Origin of the sequence: Microvirga aerilata (genome assembly GCF_016743775.1) — a bacterium.
GTDB lineage: Bacteria > Pseudomonadota > Alphaproteobacteria > Rhizobiales > Beijerinckiaceae > Microvirga > Microvirga aerilata.
Window position 1 is genome coordinate 1 of the sequence record NZ_JAEQMY010000017.1, and the last position, 20,009, is coordinate 20,009.

Annotated in this window: 17 protein-coding genes; 11 read left to right on the forward strand and 6 right to left on the reverse strand. The window is 65.0% G+C overall.

Translation table 11 applies throughout. From position 1 onward, the window contains the following. From JKG68_RS13615 to JKG68_RS13640, 6 genes are all read left to right on the forward strand, one after another. A partial coding sequence (locus JKG68_RS13615; RefSeq protein WP_202060279.1) for a glycosyltransferase family 4 protein occupies positions 1-483 on the forward strand: 483 nt, incomplete at its 5' end. Then, complete coding sequence (locus tag JKG68_RS13620; protein WP_202060281.1) at positions 480-2,411, forward strand: glycosyltransferase; 1,932 nt, start codon at positions 480-482, stop codon at positions 2,409-2,411. The genes JKG68_RS13615 and JKG68_RS13620, both read left to right, overlap by 4 nt. 31 nt (positions 2,412-2,442) lie before the next feature. Continuing rightward, entirely contained in the window at positions 2,443-4,308 is a 1,866-nt protein-coding gene (locus JKG68_RS13625; RefSeq protein WP_202060282.1) for an ABC transporter ATP-binding protein, read from the forward strand. Next, on the forward strand, positions 4,308-6,221 hold the full coding sequence (locus JKG68_RS13630) for an ABC transporter substrate-binding protein (protein ID WP_202060284.1): 1,914 nt from the start codon (positions 4,308-4,310) through the stop codon (positions 6,219-6,221). Before JKG68_RS13625 ends, JKG68_RS13630 begins: the two co-directional genes overlap by 1 nt. Further along, positions 6,218-7,237 (forward strand): ABC transporter permease, encoded by a 1,020-nt coding sequence (locus tag JKG68_RS13635; protein WP_202060286.1) that lies wholly within the window; start codon positions 6,218-6,220, stop codon positions 7,235-7,237. Before JKG68_RS13630 ends, JKG68_RS13635 begins: the two co-directional genes overlap by 4 nt. After that, positions 7,234-8,397, forward strand: a complete 1,164-nt coding sequence (locus JKG68_RS13640) for an ABC transporter permease (protein ID WP_202060288.1) — start codon at positions 7,234-7,236, stop codon at positions 8,395-8,397. Before JKG68_RS13635 ends, JKG68_RS13640 begins: the two co-directional genes overlap by 4 nt. A 31-nt stretch (positions 8,398-8,428) precedes the next feature. On the opposite strand, the gene JKG68_RS13645 is transcribed toward JKG68_RS13640, so the two are convergent. After that, positions 8,429-8,854 carry a GNAT family N-acetyltransferase gene (locus JKG68_RS13645; RefSeq protein ID WP_202060290.1) on the reverse strand — a complete coding sequence of 142 codons (426 nt, stop codon included), beginning with the start codon at positions 8,852-8,854 and terminating at the stop codon, positions 8,429-8,431. 166 nt (positions 8,855-9,020) lie between these two features. Between JKG68_RS13645 and JKG68_RS13650 the strand changes: the two genes are divergently transcribed. Then, a complete protein-coding gene (locus JKG68_RS13650) occupies positions 9,021-9,968 on the forward strand; it encodes an acetamidase/formamidase family protein (RefSeq protein WP_202060292.1) in 948 nt (315 codons plus the stop codon). Here JKG68_RS13650 and JKG68_RS13655 read toward each other — a convergent pair. Together JKG68_RS13655 and JKG68_RS13660 are read right to left on the reverse strand one after the other, a co-directional pair. Beyond that, the gene (locus JKG68_RS13655; RefSeq protein ID WP_202060294.1) at positions 9,965-11,215 is read right to left on the reverse strand and encodes a DUF763 domain-containing protein; all 1,251 of its coding nucleotides are present in this window, start codon (positions 11,213-11,215) and stop codon (positions 9,965-9,967) included. The genes JKG68_RS13650 and JKG68_RS13655 overlap by 4 nt on opposite strands. A gap of 458 nt (positions 11,216-11,673) precedes the next feature. Then, positions 11,674-13,176, reverse strand: a complete 1,503-nt coding sequence (locus tag JKG68_RS13660; protein ID WP_202060296.1) for a DEAD/DEAH box helicase — start codon at positions 13,174-13,176, stop codon at positions 11,674-11,676. Positions 13,177-13,444: 268 nt separating this feature from the next. On the opposite strand from JKG68_RS13660, the gene JKG68_RS13665 reads away from it, so the two are divergent. From JKG68_RS13665 to glpK, 3 genes are all read left to right on the forward strand, one after another. After that, a complete protein-coding gene (locus tag JKG68_RS13665) occupies positions 13,445-14,647 on the forward strand; it encodes an MFS transporter (RefSeq protein WP_202060298.1) in 1,203 nt (400 codons plus the stop codon). Positions 14,648-14,726: 79 nt separating this feature from the next. Then, positions 14,727-16,247, forward strand: coding sequence for a glycerol-3-phosphate dehydrogenase (locus JKG68_RS13670; RefSeq protein WP_202060300.1), 1,521 nt, complete (start codon positions 14,727-14,729; stop codon positions 16,245-16,247). 21 nt (positions 16,248-16,268) lie between these two features. Next, positions 16,269-17,765 (forward strand): glycerol kinase GlpK, encoded by a 1,497-nt coding sequence (gene glpK / locus JKG68_RS13675; RefSeq protein WP_202060302.1) that lies wholly within the window; start codon positions 16,269-16,271, stop codon positions 17,763-17,765. Positions 17,766-17,824: 59 nt separating this feature from the next. Here the strand turns inward: glpK and JKG68_RS13680 are convergent, their stop codons facing one another. Beyond that, positions 17,825-18,250, reverse strand: a complete 426-nt coding sequence (locus JKG68_RS13680; protein ID WP_202060304.1) for an HIT family protein — start codon at positions 18,248-18,250, stop codon at positions 17,825-17,827. A 491-nt stretch (positions 18,251-18,741) separates the two neighbouring features. Here JKG68_RS13680 and JKG68_RS13685 point away from each other — a divergent pair, with 491 nt between their 5' ends. Beyond that, complete coding sequence (locus JKG68_RS13685) at positions 18,742-18,936, forward strand: con-10 family general stress protein (RefSeq protein ID WP_202060306.1); 195 nt, start codon at positions 18,742-18,744, stop codon at positions 18,934-18,936. An 80-nt stretch (positions 18,937-19,016) separates the two neighbouring features. On the opposite strand, the gene JKG68_RS13690 is transcribed toward JKG68_RS13685, so the two are convergent. Next, positions 19,017-19,559: a hypothetical protein gene (locus JKG68_RS13690; protein ID WP_202060308.1), complete on the reverse strand. Its 543-nt coding sequence runs from the start codon at positions 19,557-19,559 to the stop codon at positions 19,017-19,019. A gap of 28 nt (positions 19,560-19,587) precedes the next feature. Continuing rightward, entirely contained in the window at positions 19,588-19,824 is a 237-nt protein-coding gene (locus tag JKG68_RS13695) for a hypothetical protein (RefSeq protein ID WP_202060309.1), read from the reverse strand. Positions 19,825-20,009: the final 185 nt, after the last annotated feature.

Here is a 20,009-nt window from a genome sequence, read left to right on the forward strand (position 1 = left end):
GCTCTCCACAACCTTCGGCACCTCCCCTGGACCCTCGACGTCGTGGGCGACGGCGAAGCGCGACACAAGGTGGAGCGGCTGTTTGCTCCCCTCGCGCCACGGGTGCGCCTGCATGGAAGGATCGACAGCAAGGCGGACCTCAAGGCGCTCTATGAGGCTGCCGATCTTTTCGTCTGGCCTGCGGTCAACGAGGCCTACGGCATGGTGCTGCTCGAGGCGCAAGCCTTTCGCTGCGCGGTGGTCGCCGGCGCTTACGGGGGCGTCGCCAGCGTGGTGAAGCACGGCAAAACCGGCTTGCTGACCCCGCCCGGCAGCATTGCGGGTTTTGCCGATGCAGTGGGCCATCTCTTGCAGGATCGGGAAATGCGTCATCGTCTCGGCTTCGCCGCCTCCCGTTTCGTCAGGCAGGAACGGGATCTCGATCGCGCCGCCGAGCGCCTGCGCGATGCGCTCCGGCCGCTCACGGACGGAGCCCGACCATGAGCCTGCGCGTCCTGATTGCCGTCACGCATCTTCTCGGAGCGGGCCACCTCACCAGAGCCGCCGCCTTGGCACGCGCCTTTGCTCAAGCGGGGCACCAGACGACGCTTGTGTCGGGCGGAGCCCCCGCCCGCCTCACGCCTCTCGATCATGTTTCCTTCATCCAGCTGCCGCCCGTGCGCATCGTTGGCACGGACTTCAAGACACTGCTCGACGAAGCAGGGGTTCCGGTCGATGACAGTTATCGCGGCGCCCGGCAGGATCTTGTGCTCAAAATCCTCGAGGCTGCTCGGCCCGACGTTTTGATCACGGAGCTCTTCCCCTTCGGGCGGCGTGTTCTGGCGGAGGAATTCATGGCCCTCGTCGAGGCTGCCCGCGCGCTGAACCCGCGCCCGCTCATCCTGTGCTCGATCCGCGACATCCTCGTGGCGCCCTCGAAGGCAGAGCGGATCGGGGAAGCCCATGAACGGGTTCTGCGCAACTACGATGCGATCCTCGTCCATGGCGATCCGCAGCTCGTTCCGCTCGAAGCCTCATGGCCGGTGGACGAGCGGATTGCGCCGCTTCTCCGCTACACCGGCTATGTGGATGAGAGCGAGAGCCCTCCGCCGCAGAAGGAGAAGCAGGGCATCGTGGTGTCGGGCGGGTCGAGCGCGGCAAGCCTTCCGCTCTACCGCGCAGCCGTCGAGGCGGCACGCAGCCTGACGGATCGCCTCTGGCGCGTCCTGATCGGACGGGGGGTGCCCGAGGCGGAATTCGAAGCTCTCCGGCGGAGCGCTCCCGCCCACGTCACCGTCGAGCGGGCACGACCCGATTTCCGTGCCCTCCTGTCCGGGGCCGAACTGTCGGTCAGCCAAGCGGGCTACAACACGGTCGTCGATCTCCTGCGCTGCGGCGTCCGGTCGGTTCTCGTCCCGTTCGAGGCGGGCCACGAGACGGAGCAGCGGCTTCGCGCGGAGCGCCTGAAGGCGCTGGGCCTTGCCGCAATCGTGCCGGAGGCGGAGCTGTCGCCGGAGCGTCTTGTGGAAGCGATCCGGCAGGAACTTCCACATGCATCCTACCAGTCTCCTTCCATCTCGCTCGATGGCGCAAGACGGAGCGTTGCCGTTGCGGAAGATCTCGCTCTCGCCAGACCGGCTCTTCATCGGACCATCGACTGGTCCCCTCTCGATCAGGCCCTGGATCGGGCACGGGACCGGAGCTGCCCTGTTGGCTTCTGGTGGCGGGATGACGACGCGGTTGCCGCGACGCCCCAGCTCGACCGGCTCCTCGCCCTTGCCGGGCGCTTCGATGCCGGAATCGCGCTCGCGGTCATTCCCCAGGCTCTCGAAACTTCCCTGATCCGGCGCATGGCCGATGAGGACCGGGCCTTTGCTCTCGTGCATGGATGGAGCCATGCCAACCATGCGCCTGCCGGCCAGAAGAAGGCCGAGTTCGGTGCTCACCGTCCGCGCGAGATCATGACGTTGGAGGCCGAACAAGGGCTGCATCGGGCAAGGGAGCGCCTCGGGCCGAAGCTCCTGCCGGTCTTCGTTCCGCCCTGGAACCGGATCTCCGCCGATGTCATCGCCCCCCTGCCGTCCCTGGGCTTTACGGCTCTGTCGACCTTCGGGGATCGGGAGACCGCGTTTGCAGCGCCGGGGCTCACCCGGATCAACACCCATATCGACCCCATCGACTGGCATGGCACCCGCAGCCTTGTCGAGCCGGAAGAGCTCGTCGCCGGCATCGCCGGGGCCGTCGAGCGGCGGGTTGCCGGCAAAGCCGATCCGAACGAGCCCATCGGCTTTCTCACCCATCATCTCGTTCATGACGAAGTCATCTGGTCGTTATGCGAAAGGCTTATGGCCCATCTTGCCGATCGGGAAATTTATTTCCTGAGGCCCGATGAGTTGCTTCGCAATGGAAACAGGATCACGGTTGCGATCTAATGCGTTATGCTCGTAGCCTCTGGAGGAGCATATGGAAGCGCCGCTCCTGTCGGTTCGCCAACTGACAGTCGATTTTCACACCGATGCCGGAGACTTCCGGGCCGTCGATGGTCTGACGTTCGACATTCCCAAAGGGAAAACCGTGGCGCTCGTGGGCGAGTCCGGTTCCGGCAAGTCCGTCACGGCTCAGGCCATTCTCCAGATCCTGTCGAAGAAGGCCCGCATTTCCGGGGGCTCCATCCTGTTCAAGGATCCGACCAACGGCGCCCCTGTCGACATTGCGGAGCTGCGGCCCGAGAGCGATGCCATGCACGCCCTGCGCGGCGGGCGCATCGCCATGATCTTCCAGGAGCCGATGACGTCCCTGTCGCCGCTGCACACGGTCGGCGACCAGATCTCCGAGGCGCTCACCATCCACGCCAAGGTGGATCAGGGCGAGGCGAACCGGCGGACGATGGAGGTTCTGGCGCGGGTCGGGTTTCCGGATCCGAAGCGCGCCTTGCGAACCTATCCGTTCGAGCTCTCCGGCGGCCTGCGCCAGCGCGCCATGATCGCCATGGCGCTCATCACCCGCCCGGCCCTGCTGATCGCCGACGAGCCGACAACGGCCCTCGACGTGACCACGCAGGCCCAGATCCTGGACCTGATCAAGGAGCTTCAGGGCGAGACCGGCATGTCCGTGCTCCTGATCACCCACGATCTCGGCGTCGTCGCCAACGTGGCCGACGAGGTGGTGGTCATGTACCGCGGGCGGATCATGGAGGCCGGCTCCCGGGACGACATCTTCCGCAACGCGCAGCATCCCTATCTCCAGGCGCTCATGCGCGCCGTCCCGCGCTTCGCCATGGGGGAGAACGAGCGCCTGACCCCGATTCGCGAGGTGACGAGCTCGGCCCTTGCGACCGCTCATGCGCCCGAACGCGTCCAACCCGCAGGGCCCATCCTGAAGGTCGAGGGCCTGACGAAGTGCTTCACGCTCCGATCCGGCTGGTTCTCCGGCAAGACCAGGGAGATCCGCGCCGTGAACAAGGTCGACCTGGAGCTTCCCGCGGGCAAGACCCTGGGCCTCGTGGGCGAATCCGGCTGCGGCAAGACCACCGTTTCCAAGATGATCATGCGCGCCCTTCCCCCCAGCGCGGGCCGGGTGATGTTCGACGACGGCACGGGCCTCAGGGACGTGCACCAGCTCGAAGGGGAAGCGCTGACCGATTACCGGCGCACGGTGCAGTTCATCTTCCAGGACCCGTTCTCGTCGCTCAACCCGCGCATGACCGTGTACGAGCTTCTCACGGAGCCCTTGCGCATCCACAACATCGGCACGTCGGACGGCCGCTACGAGCGGGTCAAGCAACTCCTCGACATGGTGGGCCTCGACCAGCGTTCCTTGCGGCGCTATCCGCACTCCTTCTCCGGCGGCCAGCGCCAGCGCCTCGGCATCGCGCGGGCGCTGGCGCTCGAGCCGCGCGTGCTGCTGTGCGACGAGCCGGTCTCGGCCCTCGACGTGTCGGTGCAGGCGCAGGTGCTGAACCTGCTGAAAGACCTGCAGTCGGCCCTCGGCCTGTCCTATCTGTTCGTGTCGCACAACCTTGCGGTGGTGGACTACATCGCCGACAGCATCGCGGTCATGTGCCGGGGCTACATCGTCGAGGAAGCGCCGAAATCCTCCCTCTTCCGCAATCCGGTGCATCCCTACACGCAGGCGCTCCTGGCCGCGGTGCCGGACCCGGACATCGACCGGCCCCTCGACTTCGCCAAGCTGCGGGCGGACCGCTTCTCGAACCCTTCCGAATGGCCGGAGCCTTTCCGCATCCAGCCCGGCGAGGTAGGGCATATGAAAGAAATCGAACCCGGCCATAAGGTCCGTCTCGGCGCCGTGACAGCCCAGGAGGCTGCGTGATGTTGCTCGGAGCACCCAAAAGAGCATTCCTGCTTGCGGCCGTCCTCGGCGCCTTGGCGCTCCCGGCCCTGGCGCAGGACTTCAAGGAGCCGCCCTTCTTCGCGAGCCTGCCCGCGGACAAGAAGCTTCCGCCGCTTGCCGAACGCCTGCCCAAAACACCCATCGTGGTCGATGCGGCAGGCCAATATGGCGGCGACATCGTCACCCTGGTGCCCCGCCCCCGGGACATCCGCTACATCTCCACCTATGCCTACACCCGGCTTGTGGGCTACGACCGGAACCTGGAGCTCCAGCCCGATCTCCTGGAAAAATTCGACAACGAGGACGACCGGGTCTTTACCTTCACCCTGCGCCCGGGCCACCGCTGGTCCGACGGTTCCCCCTTCACGGCGGAGGACTTCCGCTATTACTGGGAGGACATCGCCCACAACCTGGACCTCTCGCCGGCCGGTCCGCCCGAATTCATGCTGGTGGACGGAAAGCCTCCGCGCTTCGAGGTCGTCGACGAGCGCACCGTCCGCTACACCTGGGACAGGCCCAATCCGCGTTTCCTGCCGCAGCTGGCAGGCCCGCTCGATCCCGGCATCTACCGGGCATCCGCCTACCTGAGGCAGTTCCACGCGAAATATGCCGACAAGGCAGCCCTGGAGGAGAAGGCCAAGCAGCAGAAGCTGAAATCCTGGGCGGCCCTGCACAACCGCATGGACGACATGAAGGAGCAGACCAACCCCGGCCTGCCCACCCTGATGCCCTGGCGCGTGACGAACACGGCGCCGGCCAACCGCTTCGTCTTCGAGCGCAATCCCTACTACCACCGCGTCGACCGGCAGGGGCAGCAGCTTCCTTACGTCGACCGGATCATCATGGACGTGTCGGCCACCGGCCTCTTCGCCGCAAAGGCCAATGCGGGCGAGGAGGACCTCCTGTTCCGCGGCCTTTCCATGGGCGACATTCCCGTGCTCAAGGAGGGCGAGAAGGCCAAGGGCTACAAGACCCTGCTCTGGCCCTATGCGCGCGGCACGGAGCTTGCGCTCTATCCCAACCTCAACACGGCCGATCCCGTGTGGCGCGGGCTCAACCGGGACATCCGTTTCCGCCGCGCCCTGTCGCTGGGCATCGACCGCAAGACCCTGAACAACGCGCTGCTCTTCGGGCTGGGCCACGAGGGCAACAACACCATCGTGCCGGAAAGCCCCCTCTTCTCGCCGGAGCTCAGAACCGCGAACGCCGCCTACGATCCGGCGGAGGCCTCGCGCCTTCTCGACGAGATCGGCCTGTCCAAGCGCAACGGCGCCGGCATCCGCCTGCTGCCCGACGGGCGCGAGCTGGAGATCATCGTCGAAACCGACGGGGAGAGCAGCCTCGTGGTGGACGGGCTCACCCTCGTCAGCGAATTCTGGCGCGAGATCGGCGTCAGGCTGTTCGTGAAGCCGCAGGATCGCACCGTGCTGCGCAACCGCTCGTTCGCTGGCCTCACGGTCATGGTGGCGGCACCGGGGCTCGACAACGCGATCCCCACCGCCCTCATGCCCCCGACCGAGCTCGCGCCCATGCGCCAGGACAATTACGCCTGGCCGAAATGGGGGCAGTACGTGGAAACCAAGGGCAAGAACGGAGAGGCCGTCGACCTGCCGGAAGCCCAGCGCCTGCTGGATCTCTACGATACTTGGATGAACACCGGGAACAGGGAGGTGCAGCGGCACGCCTGGCGCGAGATGCTGCGCAACCACGTGGAGAATCAATGGACCATCGGCACCATCTCCGGCGCGCTGCAGCCCATCGTGACCCGCAACGGGCTGGAGGGTCTTCCCGCCAAGGCGCTCTACAGCTGGGAGCCCACCGCCATGCTCGGCATCTATCGCCTTGACGAGATCTACTGGAACAAAGCCGCCGGCAAAGAGGCCCGTCGATGATCCGTTTTCTGTTGCGTCGCGGGGTCACCATGGCGGTGACGCTGCTGATCATCTCCGCCCTGGTCTTCTTCATCATCAAGCTGCCCCCGGGCGACTTCCTGACCAACCAGATCGCCGAGCTGAGGGCGCAGGGCGAATCCGCCTCCATCGCGAAAGCCGAGTTCCTGATTCAGCAATACGGGCTCGATAAGCCCGCCTGGCAGCAATACCTGGTGTGGCTCGGCGTCATGCCCGGCCCGAACGGCTTCTCGGGCCTGCTGCAGGGCGACTGGGGCTGGTCCTTCGAGTTCGACAAGCCCGTGGTCGATGTGGTGGGCGATGCCCTGTGGCTCACCCTGTTCGTCAACTTCGCCGCCGTGATCTTCATCCACGTGATCGCGATCCCCATCGCCATCTATTCGGCCACGCGCCAGTATTCGACCGGCGACTACATCGCCACCTTCATCGGCTATATCGGGCTCGCCACGCCGAACTTCCTGCTGGCGCTCATCCTGCTCTACTACCTGAACCGCTGGTTCGGCATTTCCATCGGCGGGCTCTACGACCCGCAATTCGCGGGCGAGCCATGGAGCTGGCCGAAGATCCAGTCCCTGCTCTCGCATCTTCTCGTGCCGACCGTGGTGATCGGCCTCAGCGGAACGGCGGCCATGATCCGGCGCATGCGCGCGAACCTGCTCGACGAGCTCAGCAAGCAATACTACGTGACCGCCAAGGCGAAGGGCCTGGGACCGACCAAGGCCCTGCTGAAATATCCCTTCCGCATGTCGCTCAACCCCTTCATCGCCGATATCGGCAACCTGCTGCCGAATCTGGTATCCGGTTCCGTCCTGGTGTCGCTGGTGATGAGCCTGCCCACCGTCGGGCCGATCCTGCTGAGCTCGCTGAAGAGCCAGGACCAGTTCCTGGCCGGCTTCATTCTCATGTTCGTCGCCGTTCTCACGGTTGTGGGCATGCTGGTCTCCGATCTCCTGCTCGCCTGGCTCGATCCGCGCATCCGCATGGGAGGCGCACGATGAACACGGCCCTTCCCGCCAAGCGCCACTATGTCGATCCGGCGCCCTTCGATCCCGGCAAGACGGAGCCGGTGGGCGCAGGCAGCGAAAGCTTCTACCGCGCCTCCTCCTGGCAGCTCATGTGGTGGAAGTTCCGCCGTCACAAGGTGGCGGTGGCCGCAGCCTTCATTCTTCTCGCCTTCTACGCCCTGATCCCGTTCGTCGAGGTGATCGCGCCCTACAACCAGACCAAGCGCCACGGGGAATTCCTCTACGCGCCGCCGCAGGGCATCCACCTGATGCACGAGGGCCGCCTCATTGGCCCCTTCACCTATCCCTACACTTACAGCTTCGACCTGGAGAGCTTCCGGCGCGTCTACACGGTCGACACCTCGCGCCCGCAGCCGATCCGGTTCCTCTGCCGGGCCGATGCCTATGAGTTGTGGGGGATGTGGCAGACCGACATTCACCTGTTCTGCCCGCCCGAAGGCGGCACGTTCTTCCTCCTGGGCACCGACAGGCTCGGGCGCGACCTGCTCTCGCGCATCATCTACGGAGCGCGCATCTCGCTCACCATCGGCATCGTCGGCATCGCGGTGTCGTTCACGCTCGGCCTCCTCTTCGGAGGGCTCGCGGGCTATCTCGGCGGCTGGGTCGATCACGTGATCCAGCGGATCATCGAGATCCTGCGCTCCCTGCCGGAGCTGCCCCTGTGGCTTGCGCTGTCGGCGGCACTCCCCCCGAACTGGAGCCCGATCCTGGTCTTCTTCGGCATCACCATCATCCTCGGCCTTCTCGACTGGCCGGGCCTCGCGCGCGCCGTGCGCTCGAAACTGCTCTCGCTGCGCGAAGAGGATTTCGTGAAGGCGGCGGAGCTGATGGGCGCGTCCAAGCAGCGCGTGATCGCCCGCCACCTCATTCCGAATTTCATGAGCCACCTGATCGCGTCCGCCACGCTCTCGATCCCGTCCATGATCCTCGGCGAAACGGCCCTGTCCTTCTTAGGCTTGGGCCTTCGACCGCCGGTGACGAGCTGGGGCGTGCTGCTCAACGAAGCCCAGAACCTCGCCGCCGTGCAGCTTCATCCCTGGCTGCTCTTTCCCATGCTGCCCGTGGTGATCGTGGTGCTGGCGTTCAACTTCATGGGCGATGGCTTGAGAGACGCGGCCGACCCGTATCATTAGACCGGGAGAATTATATTCTCCGGTGATCGAACTAAAGCTGCTTTGTCAGAAAAATCCTGCTTGTTCCCGGCGGCTGGCAGGCGATCTCACCGAAACGGCGCCAGCCATGGCGCTCGTAGAATCCAGGCGCTTGGAAACTGATGGTGTAGAGAACTCCCGTGACGCAGCCTCGGCGTCTCCCCTCCTCCTCGAAGGCCTGAAGGATGGAGGTTCCAAGACCCGACCCCCGAAGATGTTTTGGGAGATGGAAGAGGTCCAGGAACAGCAGACCCAGGGATGAGCGACCCACTGCGCCTCCCAACACTTCTCCGGTCGCCGGATTCTTCACGAGAACGGCAAGAGGTTGCCGATCTGAATATCCGGTCATCTCATCGTTGTAAGAGTTCAGGCCGCCGCGGATGATCGCTTCGATCTCCTCGTCGACGGCATCGGTGACCACGATTTCAGGCTTGGACATGGGATCTCCTGGGACAAGGAAGATCCTTATACATTATAACAACGCTTCAAGACCATGCTTGTCTCTCGAAAGAGGCAAGGCTGGACTCTGGCACAAGTGGCCTGTTGTTCTTGCGGGCAGGGAATGCGAGACATCCCGTACAGAGATCGTCCTGCAGAGGTGCTTCGTGGCTGAATACCGGATTGATGCTTCCCCGGACACCGTTCACTGGGGCTATTTCGATGCGGGGCTTGCGCCTCGTCTCACCGCCGAGTCAGGCGACACGGTCACGATCTCGACCGTGTCGGGAGGGCCGGAGGTGATGCCGCAGGCGCCCTTCGCGATCCCGGAAGCGCTGACGGCGGTGCATGCGGCCATGCGGCCAAAGCTGCCGGGCCATATCTGCACCGGCCCGGTCGCGGTGCGCGGCGCCAAGGCGGGTCAGGTTCTCGAAGTCCGCATCGAGGACATTCAGCTGCATTACGACTGGGGCTTCACCTATGTGGGGCCGCAGAAGGGGGCGCTCCCTGACGATTTCGACGAGATGCACCTCATGCACATCCCGCTCGACCGCGAGCGCATGACGGGCCGGATGCCTTGGGGTCTGGAGCTGCCGTTGCGGCCGTTCTTCGGCGTCATGGCGGTTGCACCGCCTGCCGGATGGGGGAGCTTGAGCACGCTTCCGCCGCGCCGCAACGGCGGCAATCTCGACAACAAGGAGCTTGTGGCGGGCACCACTCTTTATCTGCCGATCCATGTGGACGGCGCCCTGTTCTCCGTCGGCGACGGACATGGCGTGCAAGGCGACGGCGAGGTTTGCGTCACGGCCATCGAGACCGGGCTGATCGGCACCTTCGGGCTGCATCTGCGCGAGGACATGAGCCTCACCTGGCCCATGGCCGAAACGCCGACGCACGTCATGACCATGGCGTTCGATCCCGATCTCGACGACTGCGTGGTCATCGCGCTGCGCAGCATGATCGGCCTGATCGTGGAGCGCACCGGCATCACGAAGGCGGAGGCCTATGCCCTGTGCAGCCTCGCGGCGGACCTGCGCATCACGCAGGTGGTCAACGGCAACAAGGGCGTCCACGTGATGCTCGACAAGAGCCTGCTGCAGAAGGCCCAGCGCTAAACGGTCCCGGGCGGCGGCTCGTCTCCGAAGATGGAGCGGCCGCCGTAGGAATGCGAGCTCGCCCGCTCCCGCCCGATATGCTCCTCCACGTCGGGTCCCGTGGCGTGGCGCTCGAGGGCGCGGGCCTGGTCGTCCAGGCGCTTCAGGGCGAACAGCTCCTCCTGCTGCCCAAGCTTCGCCTTCTGGACGGCCGATTTCAGCACCCGGATCGTTTCGTCATAGACGCGCACCGGCACCGGATACGGGTGCCGGTCCTTGCCGCCATGGGCGAAGGAGAAGCGCGCCGGATCGCTGAAGCGGCAGGGCGTGCCGTGCACCACCTCCGCCACCATGGCGAGCGCCTGCACGGTTCGCGGGCCGACGCCGGGCGTCAGCAGGAGATCGGGGAAATCCGCCGGTCCGCGATCCGCTGCTGCCGCGAGGGTTCCGTGGAGCCGCCGCAGCACCACATCCTTGGGCCGTACGTCATGATGCTCCGGCATCACCAGGTGCGGCAGCAAGAGCTGCGGGCTCGAGACAGGCGCCGTTTCCGGCTCGCGCTCTTCCAGCGCCAGGAATTTGCGGGCGATGCCGTCGGGTCCGAGGGATCCGAGAAGCTCGATCTGCGCCCGACGCGAAGCCTCGGCCCGGCGATCGGTCAGATTGACGATCGTCCCCTGACCGATGCCGTCGATGGCCGTGTGCGGCTCGTCGACGAAGCTCTCGAGATCCTCCGACAGCCAGTGATAGCGGCGCGCCTGCCGGCGCCCGTCGTTCATCCCCTGCTGGACAACCGCCCATTTGCCGTCGTCCGTGACGATGAAGCCGTGCAGATACAGGTCGAACCCGTCCTGGATCGCCGCGCTGTCGACCTTTGCGACCAATCTGCTCGCATTCGCGAGGGCAGCCCCGTCGAAGCCCACGCGCTCGCCAATAGTGATCAGCTCGTGCGGGGTCTGGCGCGAGTGTTTTCCGCGCCCGCCGCAGACATGGATTCCGAGCTCCTTGGAGAGCGGCGTCAATCCGCGTTTCAAAGCTCCGATGACGCTGGTGGTGATGCCGGAGGAATGCCAGTCCATGCCCATCACGGCCCCGAACGACTGGAACCAGAACGGGTGCGCGAGCCGGCGCAGCAGCTCGTCCCGCCCGTAGTGGTGCACGACGGCCTCGCTCACCACGCCGCCGAGGCGCGTCATGCGATCGGCCAGCCATTTCGGCACATGGCCGGAATGCAGCGGCAGGTCGGCGCTTCCGGCGCGTTTGGCCATCGGGCTGTGTCTCCTCGGGTTAGGCTTCAAGAACCCAATGGTATGCCATGACTTGAACCCATCGGTCATGATGGCAGTGGATCGGTTTGTTGTTCACTGTCTGCCTTGCGGCCGTAAAGCCGGGATGAGGATTCATAGCGGTGTGCGTGTGGGTGGATCCCCTCCCCCTCCGCTTCGCTCCGGCCGGGAACGACACTGAAGGTGGTGCCAGTGTCATCCCCAGCGCACGAAGTGAAGGACGGGGATCCACGATCAAGCGCGCCGATGATCCCCCTCCCGGTCCTGAAAACCCGCAGGGGACGACAAGGGCGTGCGCGCTTCCCCTCACGGCCGTCAGTCGCGGTGTTCCCGCATCGATCGAAAGAAACCCCTCTCGGACGGGGCCGAGAGGGGTGGGAAGCACGCTTCGCTCTTCAAAGAAAAAGGCGCCTTGCGGCGCCTTTTTTTATTCTCATGCCTCAGCGGCGGCGCGGGCTCTTGTCGAGCCAAGCCACCTGGGCACCGTCCCCACGCCGTCCGTCGGAGCGGGCCGCGGCAGGCTTTGCCTGTGAGGGGCGCTGGCCCTGGACAGGCCTCTGGCCCTGAGCCGGTCGCTGCGCCTGTGCGGGACGCTGCTGGTTTCCGGCCGGCTGGCCGCCTTGCGGCTGACCGTTGCCCGCAGGCTTTCCGCTGCGTCCGCGGCGACGCGGGCCCCGGTCGGCGTTCGGATCGGCGCTGCGCGGCTGGCCGTGGCCCTGATGCCCGCGGGCATGCGGAGCCGGACGACCGCGTTGCGGCTGCCTGTCCCGCTGGGACGGCTCGGAAGCCTCGCCAGCCACCGGACCGGCCGAGAAGCCTTCCGGCAGGGCCGCGACCGGCACCTTGAGGCGGGTCAGCTTCTCGATGTCCTTCAGGTAGGCCTTTTCCTCGTCGTTGCAGAACGAGATCGCAAGACCTGTCGCGCCGGCGCGCGCGGTGCGGCCGATGCGGTGGACGTAAGACTCCGCCACGTTCGGCAGGTCGTAGTTGATGACGTGGGACACGCCCTCGACGTCGATACCGCGGGCCGCGATGTCGGTCGCCACCAGAACCCGGCAAGTGCCGTTGCGGAAAGCGGCCAGGGCCTTTTCACGCTGCGGCTGGGACTTGTTGCCGTGGATGGCGGCCGCCACGATGCCGGCCTTCTCGAGGCCGCGCACCACCTTATCCGCCCCATGCTTGGTGCGGGAGAAGACGAGAACGCGGTCGATGGACGCGTCGCGCAGGAGCACCTCGAGCAGGGCCTGCTTGCGGCCGGTCTGCACGAAGATCACGCTCTGCTCGACACGCTCGGCGGTCGTCGCCACCGGGGTGACGGCCACATGAGCCGGATTGCGCAGGAAGGACTCGGCCAGCGACGAAATCGTCTTCGGCATGGTGGCCGAGAAGAACAGGCTCTGGCGGTCCTTCGGCAGAAGGGTCACGATGCGCTTCAACGCATGGATGAAGCCGAGGTCGAGCATCTGATCGGCCTCGTCGAGAACGAGGATCTCGATCTCGCGCAGGCTCAACGCCCTGCGGTCGATGAGGTCGATCAGGCGGCCGGGCGTGGCGACGAGCACGTCGACGCCATTGGCCAGCGCCTTCTCCTGGCGGGAGATGGTGACGCCGCCGAACACCACCTCGGTGGTGAGCCGGAGGTTGCGGCCATAGGTACGGAAGCTGTCGGCGATCTGGCTGGCGAGCTCACGGGTCGGGCTGAGCACGAGCACGCGGGGGCTCTTGGCCCTGCGCGGCTTCGGGCTGTCGGAGAGGCGGTGCAGGATCGGCAGCGCGAAGGCGGCCGTCTTGCCGGTGCCGGTCTGGGCGATGCCGCAGACGTCGCGGCCTTCCATGGCAAAAGGAATGGTCTGCGCCTGGATCGGCGTGGGCTTCTCGTAGCCCTCGGTCGCGAGCGCCTTCAGGATCGGCTGGGCCAATCCGAAATCGGTAAAGAGTGTCAAAACAGGTGTCTTTCGAACGGATGCGGTGAGCCGCGAGGCATGTTCGGCTTGAAAAAGCTGGCGCTTCAGGGCTCTTGAGGCGAGAGCCCGCGTGATGGGGCCGTCGTATGATTGAGCGATTGAAGAAGGGGACCGGGGTCCTCGCCGTTCCGCGATTATCCGTCACGCAGTCCCGCTCAAGCGCCTCGATGATCGAGCGCCGTCGCCTGTTGTGCATATGGGGGCTAAAAACCTATCCGTCAACCTCGGGGCCTGACATAAAGCAAGAATGTCACCCTCCGGCTCCATGCCCTGGCGCATCGTCTCGGCTCTCTCGATCACCCATCTGGTCTCCTACGGGACGCTCTTCTACGCCTTCGCGCTTCTGATCGAGCCCATGGAGCGGGACCTCGGATGGTCGAAGACGGCGCTGACCGCAGCCTTCTCGCTCGCCCTCGTGTCCTCCGCCTTCTTCGCGCTGCCCGTCGGGCGGCTCATCGACCGGGGCTATGGACGGGCGGTGATGACCGGGGGCTCGGTGCTGGCGGCCCTCCTCCTCGTTCTCTGGGCCCTGACGGAGAGCTATCCGGCTTTCGTTCTGATCTGGCTCGCCATGGGGGCTGCCATGAGCGCCCTGTTCTACGATGCCGGCTTTGCCGTGCTGGCGCTCAACCTCGGCCTTCTGGCCCGCCGTGGGATCACGATCATCACCCTTGTGGCCGGCTTCGCCAGCACGGTGTTCATCCCTCTCCTCCATATCCTGATCGAGCACTACGGCTGGCGCGGGACGATTCTCGCGATGGCGGCCCTGAATATAGGGATCTGCGCGCTGCTGCACGCCTCCAGCATCCCGGCGGCCTCGAAGCCGCCACGGCATGAATCCGGAAGCCGGGCGGTCCTGCCATCGCTGTCGAATCCGCGCTGCGTTCTCGTGCTGCCGGCCTTCTGGCTGTTCGTGGTGACCAATGTCCTTCAGGGCATCATCTCGACCGGGCTTCCCATTCACCTGATCCCGATCTTTCTGGAGCGGGGCTTTTCGATCGACGCGGCCGTGGCCGCCTATGCGGTGATTGGGCCGGCCCAGGTTGCGGCGCGGTTCCTCACCGGGTTCGGCGAGCGGGCCATGAGCCTGAGAGGGATCGGCGTCGCCACCATGGCCCTGAGCGCGCTTGCCTTTCTCCTGCTGCCCTTCGTTCCGGCGGGCTCCTGGCTGATCCTGGCTTTTGCGGGGCTGTACGGCGCGTCCAACGGGATGCTCACCATCGTGAAGGCGCTCCTGCCGCCGGAGCTGTTCGGCCGCGAGGATTACGGAGCGATCCAGGGGATGATCGCCATGCCGGTCCGGATCGCCATGGCGGCAGCCCCTTTCGCGTTCGGCGCTCTCTGGGCCTGGTGGGGCAGCTACGATGCGGTCGTGGCGCTCTGCTTGGGCATGGCCTTGTGCTCTTTGGCCACATTCGTGCTAAACTTGGCCTTGGCGAAAGAACCGTGAAAATTCAAACAACAGGCTTGCTTTAGGCGGCTAAAGAAATCATCTGCAGGGCTACCGGGTTGCAAGGAAAGACGCGTTCGTGACGACAGTGACAGATCTTCTGATTGTGGGCGGCGGCATCAACGGCGCGGGCATCGCGCGGGATGCCGTGGGCCGAGGCCTCTCGGTGGTGCTCTGCGAGCAGGGCGACCTTGCCGGCTACACCTCCTCCGCCTCCACCAAGCTGATCCATGGCGGCCTGCGCTACCTGGAATATTACGAGTTCCGGCTCGTTCGCGAGGCCCTGTTCGAACGGGAGCGGCTTCTCGAATCTGCCCCCCACATCATCTGGCCGCTGCGGTTCATCCTGCCGCACGAGAAGGGGGTGCGTCCCGCCTGGTTCGTGCGCCTCGGCCTGTTCATGTACGACCACCTGGCTCCGCGCAAGAAGCTGCCCGGCACGGAAGGGATCAAGCTCACCCGGCATGCCGCCGGCCAGGCCCTCAAGCCCGGCTTCGACACGGCCTTCGTTTATTCCGACTGCTGGGTCGAGGACAGCCGCATGGTGGCGTTGAACGCCCTCGACGCCTTCGAGCGCGGTGCGGATGTCCGGGTGCGCACCAAGCTCACCTCCGCCCGGCGGGACGGAAAGACCTGGGTCGCCACCCTCCAGAACGTGGAGACCGGCGAGACCGAGGAGGTTCGCGCCCGGGTCATCGTCAATGCGGGCGGGCCGTTCGTGGCCGACGTGCTCAACGCCAAGCTGGGGCTGAACACCACCAAGAACGTGCGCCTGGTGAAGGGCAGCCACATCGTGGTGCCCAAGCTCTTCGACACCAAGGAAGCCTTCATCCTCCAGAACACGGACAAGCGCATCGTCTTCGCCATTCCGTACCAGGAGAAGTTCACCCTGATCGGCACCACCGACATCCCGGTCGAATCCGTGCCGGACAAGACGGTCGAGATCACCCAGGACGAGATCCAGTATCTCTGCAACGTCGTGAACCACTTCTTCAAGCGCGAGGTCACGCCCGCGGAAGTGGTGTGGACCTATTCGGGCGTGCGCCCGCTCTTCGACGACGGCTCCACCAACGCCTCTGCCGTGACCCGCGACTACGTGTTCGACATGGATGCGCCTGGGGGCCAGGCGCCCGTTCTGTCGATTTTCGGCGGCAAGATCACCACCTTCCGCAAGCTTTCCGAGCATGCCCTCGACGAGCTGAAGGCTTATTTCCCGAACATGAAGCCCTCCTGGACGGAGAAGGCCAAGATGCCGGGCGGCGACATGCCGGATGCGGATTTCGACCGCTTCTTCGCCACCGTGCGCCAGCGCTGGCCCTTCCTGCCCGAGCCCCTGGCCCATCGCCTCTCCCGGGCCTACGGCACGCGGATCGAGGAGCTCCTGGGCTCGGCCACATCCATGCCCGATCTCGGCGAGGATTTCGGCGCGGGGCTGACTGCCGCGGAGGTCGATTACCTGGTGCGCCGGGAATGGGCGCGCACGGCCGAGGACATCCTCTGGCGCCGGTCCAAGCTCGGCCTCCATGTGCCGGCCGAGGCACCCGCCAGGATCGACGCCTACATCGCAACGCAGAACGCGGCCTCCGTGGCCGCCCAATAACAAGGCCTTCCGGGGGAGACCATGGCTCAATATATCGGCGCCATCGATCAGGGCACGACCAGCTCGCGCTTCATCGTGTTCGACAAGGCCGGAACCATCGTCTCGGTCGGACAGAAGGAACACGAGCAGATCTACCCGAAGCCGGGCTACGTGGAGCACGATCCCCTCGAGATCTGGCGGAACACGCAAACGGTGATCCAGGAAGCACTGGCCAAGAAAGGGCTGTCCCCCCGCGATCTTGCGGCCATCGGCATCACCAACCAGCGCGAAACCACGCTGATCTGGGACCGGCATACGGGCAAACCCCTCCACAACGCCCTCGTCTGGCAGGACACCCGCGTCGACCCCATCGTCGAGAGCTTCGCCCGGGACGGCGGCCCCGACCGCCTGCGCGACAAGACGGGCCTGCCGCTGGCGAGCTATTTCTCGGGCCTCAAGCTGCGCTGGCTGCTCGACAACGTGCCGGGAGCCCGCGAGAAGGCCGAGGCCGGCGACGTGCTGTTCGGCAATATCGACACGTGGCTCGTGTGGAACCTGACGGGCGGCATCGACAACGGCTGCCACATCACCGACGTGACCAACGCGAGCCGCACGCAGCTCATGAATCTGGCAAGCCTCGACTGGGACGAGGAAATCCTGCAGCTCTTCGACATTCCCCGCGCCTGCCTGCCACGGATCCGCTCGTCGAGCGAGGTCTATGGGGAAGCGGCCGACGGTTTGGCCGGCGTTCCGATTGCCGGCATTCTCGGCGATCAGCAGGCGGCGCTGGTGGGACAGGCCTGCTTCCAGCAGGGCGAGGCCAAGAACACCTACGGGACCGGCTGCTTCATGCTCATGAACACCGGCGAGACCCCCTACCCGTCCACATGCGGCCTGCTGACCACCGTCGGCTATCGCTTCGGCGAGGCCAAGGCCATCTATGCCCTGGAAGGCTCCATTGCGATTGCGGGCGCGCTCGTCCAATGGCTGCGGGACAATCTCGGCATCATCCAGAACAGCACGGAGATCGAGCCGCTCGCCCGCAGCGTCGACGACAATGGCGGCGTGACCATCGTGCCGGCCTTCTCGGGCCTCTATGCCCCGCACTGGAACTCCCATGCGCGAGGCCTGATCGGCGGCCTGACCCGCTATGCCAACAAGGGCCACATCGCCCGGGCGGCACTGGAAGCCACGGCCTTCCAGACCCGCGAGGTGCTGGACGCCATGACCAAGGACACGGGCATCACGGCCAGGGAGCTGCGCACGGATGGCGGCATGGTCGTCAACGAGCTGCTGATGCAGTTCCAGGCCGATATCCTGGACGTTCCCGTGGTGCGCCCGAAGGTCATCGAGACCACGGCCCTGGGCGCCGCCTATGCGGCCGGGCTCGCAACGGGGTTCTGGAGCGGAACGGACGAACTCGTCCGCAACTGGGCCAGCGACAAGCGCTGGACGCCCGCCATGGACGCTTCCCGCCGCGAGCGTCTGAACGCAGTGTGGAACAAGGCGGTCTCCCGCTCCCTCGATTGGGCGGACTGATCCTTTGAGAATCCAGGGGCAGCAGCGATCCGTCGTCTGCCGCCGCCCTCTTCAGCACACTACCCTGCCGGCAGCGCTGCGCGGATCTTGGCGGCCAACTCCGCCAGGACCTCGGGCTTTTCCATCTGGCCCGTATGGGGCTTCAGCGGCACTCCCTCGAAGCGGGGGATGATGTGGAAGTGGATGTGGAAGACCACCTGCCCGCCTGCGCTTTCATTGAACTGCTGGATCGTCAGCCCATCGGCCGAGAGCGCAGCCTTCGCGGCTCTCCCCACCACCTGAACCGCTTTTGCGACCTCGGACAGATCGTCCGGCGCGATATCGAGGAGGTTGCGGGCTTTGGTCTTCGGGATCACGAGCACATGGCCGTCGCCCCGAGGCATGACGTCCATGAAGGCCAGGACGCGGTCCGTCTCGTAGACCTTGTGGCATGGGAGTTCGCCCCGAAGGATCTTCGCGAACACGTTGTTGTCGTCGTAGGTCATCCTGCCCTCTGCTCGTAAGCCATCCGCCCGGCCAAGCGCCCCGGGGGCGCTACCGTAGTTACTATACTGGCTTGAACACACAACCATCCCGTCCGGCAGAATTCATCGATGGGGCACGGGCCCGACTAGGCTGCGGTAGAGTGACGCTCCCGCCCAGGATGTGCCGAAGGTTACAGATCAGCCAGGATGATCCTTGCGCCGAACAGCCTCTTGAGCGACCGGGGATCAACTACATACCTTTCAGGAGGATCCAATTCTCAAATATTGAACCCTAACAGCCCACATTAAGGTAAGTAGCTTGCTGGTTCTTTCTACTTGAGCCAGGCAATAGCCACCTTGAACGAGCGCGAACATTTACTCTAAGCGTAACAATTTGTAGCACGTGAATATTTTCACGAATTTTTTTGCAAAGGTTCACACTTCCTCATCGGAACCATCGATTCCGCGAGCGGTTGTTGAAGCACGAACACCATTTGTTAAGGAGGCATAAGATGGCGCCAGGTAGTTCGACTTCGAAGCGTGGCTTCGCGTCGATGGACTCTGACCGGCAGCGCGAAATTGCAAGCAAAGGCGGCAAGAGCGTTCCAGCTGAGAAGCGGTCTTTCTCCCAGGATCGTGAGCTCGCCTCTGAAGCAGGCCGCAAAGGCGGTCAGGCCTCAGGCAACACTCGCGGCAACCAGGAATAACGACTCGATTCTGCACATTGGTTTAGGGGCCGCATCGCGGCCCCTTTACTTTTGAGTGCTTGATAATTTTTAGAACATCTTCAGCTTTTGAAGTTGAACTCAGCCCTGCTCAAAACAGAGTCCACGACAACCTCGTCAGGCTGGCGATAGCCGACGATCGCCCTGAACTCGGGCAGGGCTGGAGGCTCGAACGCAAGCGAGCCGAGATCCATCTGACGGACGAGTTCGCCGGCCAGGGCCGACATGAAATCAAGCGAGACGATCTCGAGGAGCGCCGCAGCCTCCACGGCCACTCCGGAGGCCGGATTCCGCGTCGAGCCGATCATCGCCAGGAGACAGTACTCGTCCATGCTGCCGTGACGGGAGCCGACCGGCTTGTGGGAGAACGGCCTCCCCCGCTGCCGGGTCAAGGCAAAGGCGAGCAGCAGGGCGTCGGAGACGATCCCCTTCGCGGCTTCCGGCTGGGTATAGAATGCAAGGGCCTGCTCCGGCCCGTCGAGAAGAGCCAGGTCGTACTGGTCTTCCAGGCTGCCGAGGGAGCGGAACACGTCAACGACAGGAACCATGCTCGGGTGGAGCAGGACCGCGACCGAACCCGACAGAAATGGGGGAACTTCAACCATGAAAGGGCGAACCTTGAACTATGCCCGCTCAGGCACGGAGGCCTGTTCCTGCGGCGGAAACATGCGGCCATGCCGGAATGAGGAGGTGACGCTTCAGCAACAAGGGACAGGTCACCTCGTCCTGGTAGGAAACGGGAATGATGCCGCTCAGCATGGAGGCCGTCGACTGCCTGTCCCGGGAGGGAGAGCTCGACGTTAGCCGGGAAAACTCGTCCGGGAGCTCTTCCTGGCAAAGCACGGCGTCCAGTTCGTTCGTAGCTGTCATGGCTTCCTCCGCATTGTTCTTGCAACGGCAACGTATGCGCCAAGCCAGGGTTCCTTCCGCGGCAAGAAGTCCGGTTTCGCCCCGAAAACCGGCCGCGAAAAAAACTCTCGCATTCCGCGGAACCAGTTTCAGTGCGGCCCGTTATGACTACAACCGGTCCGAATGCCCCCTTGGACTGGCACCTT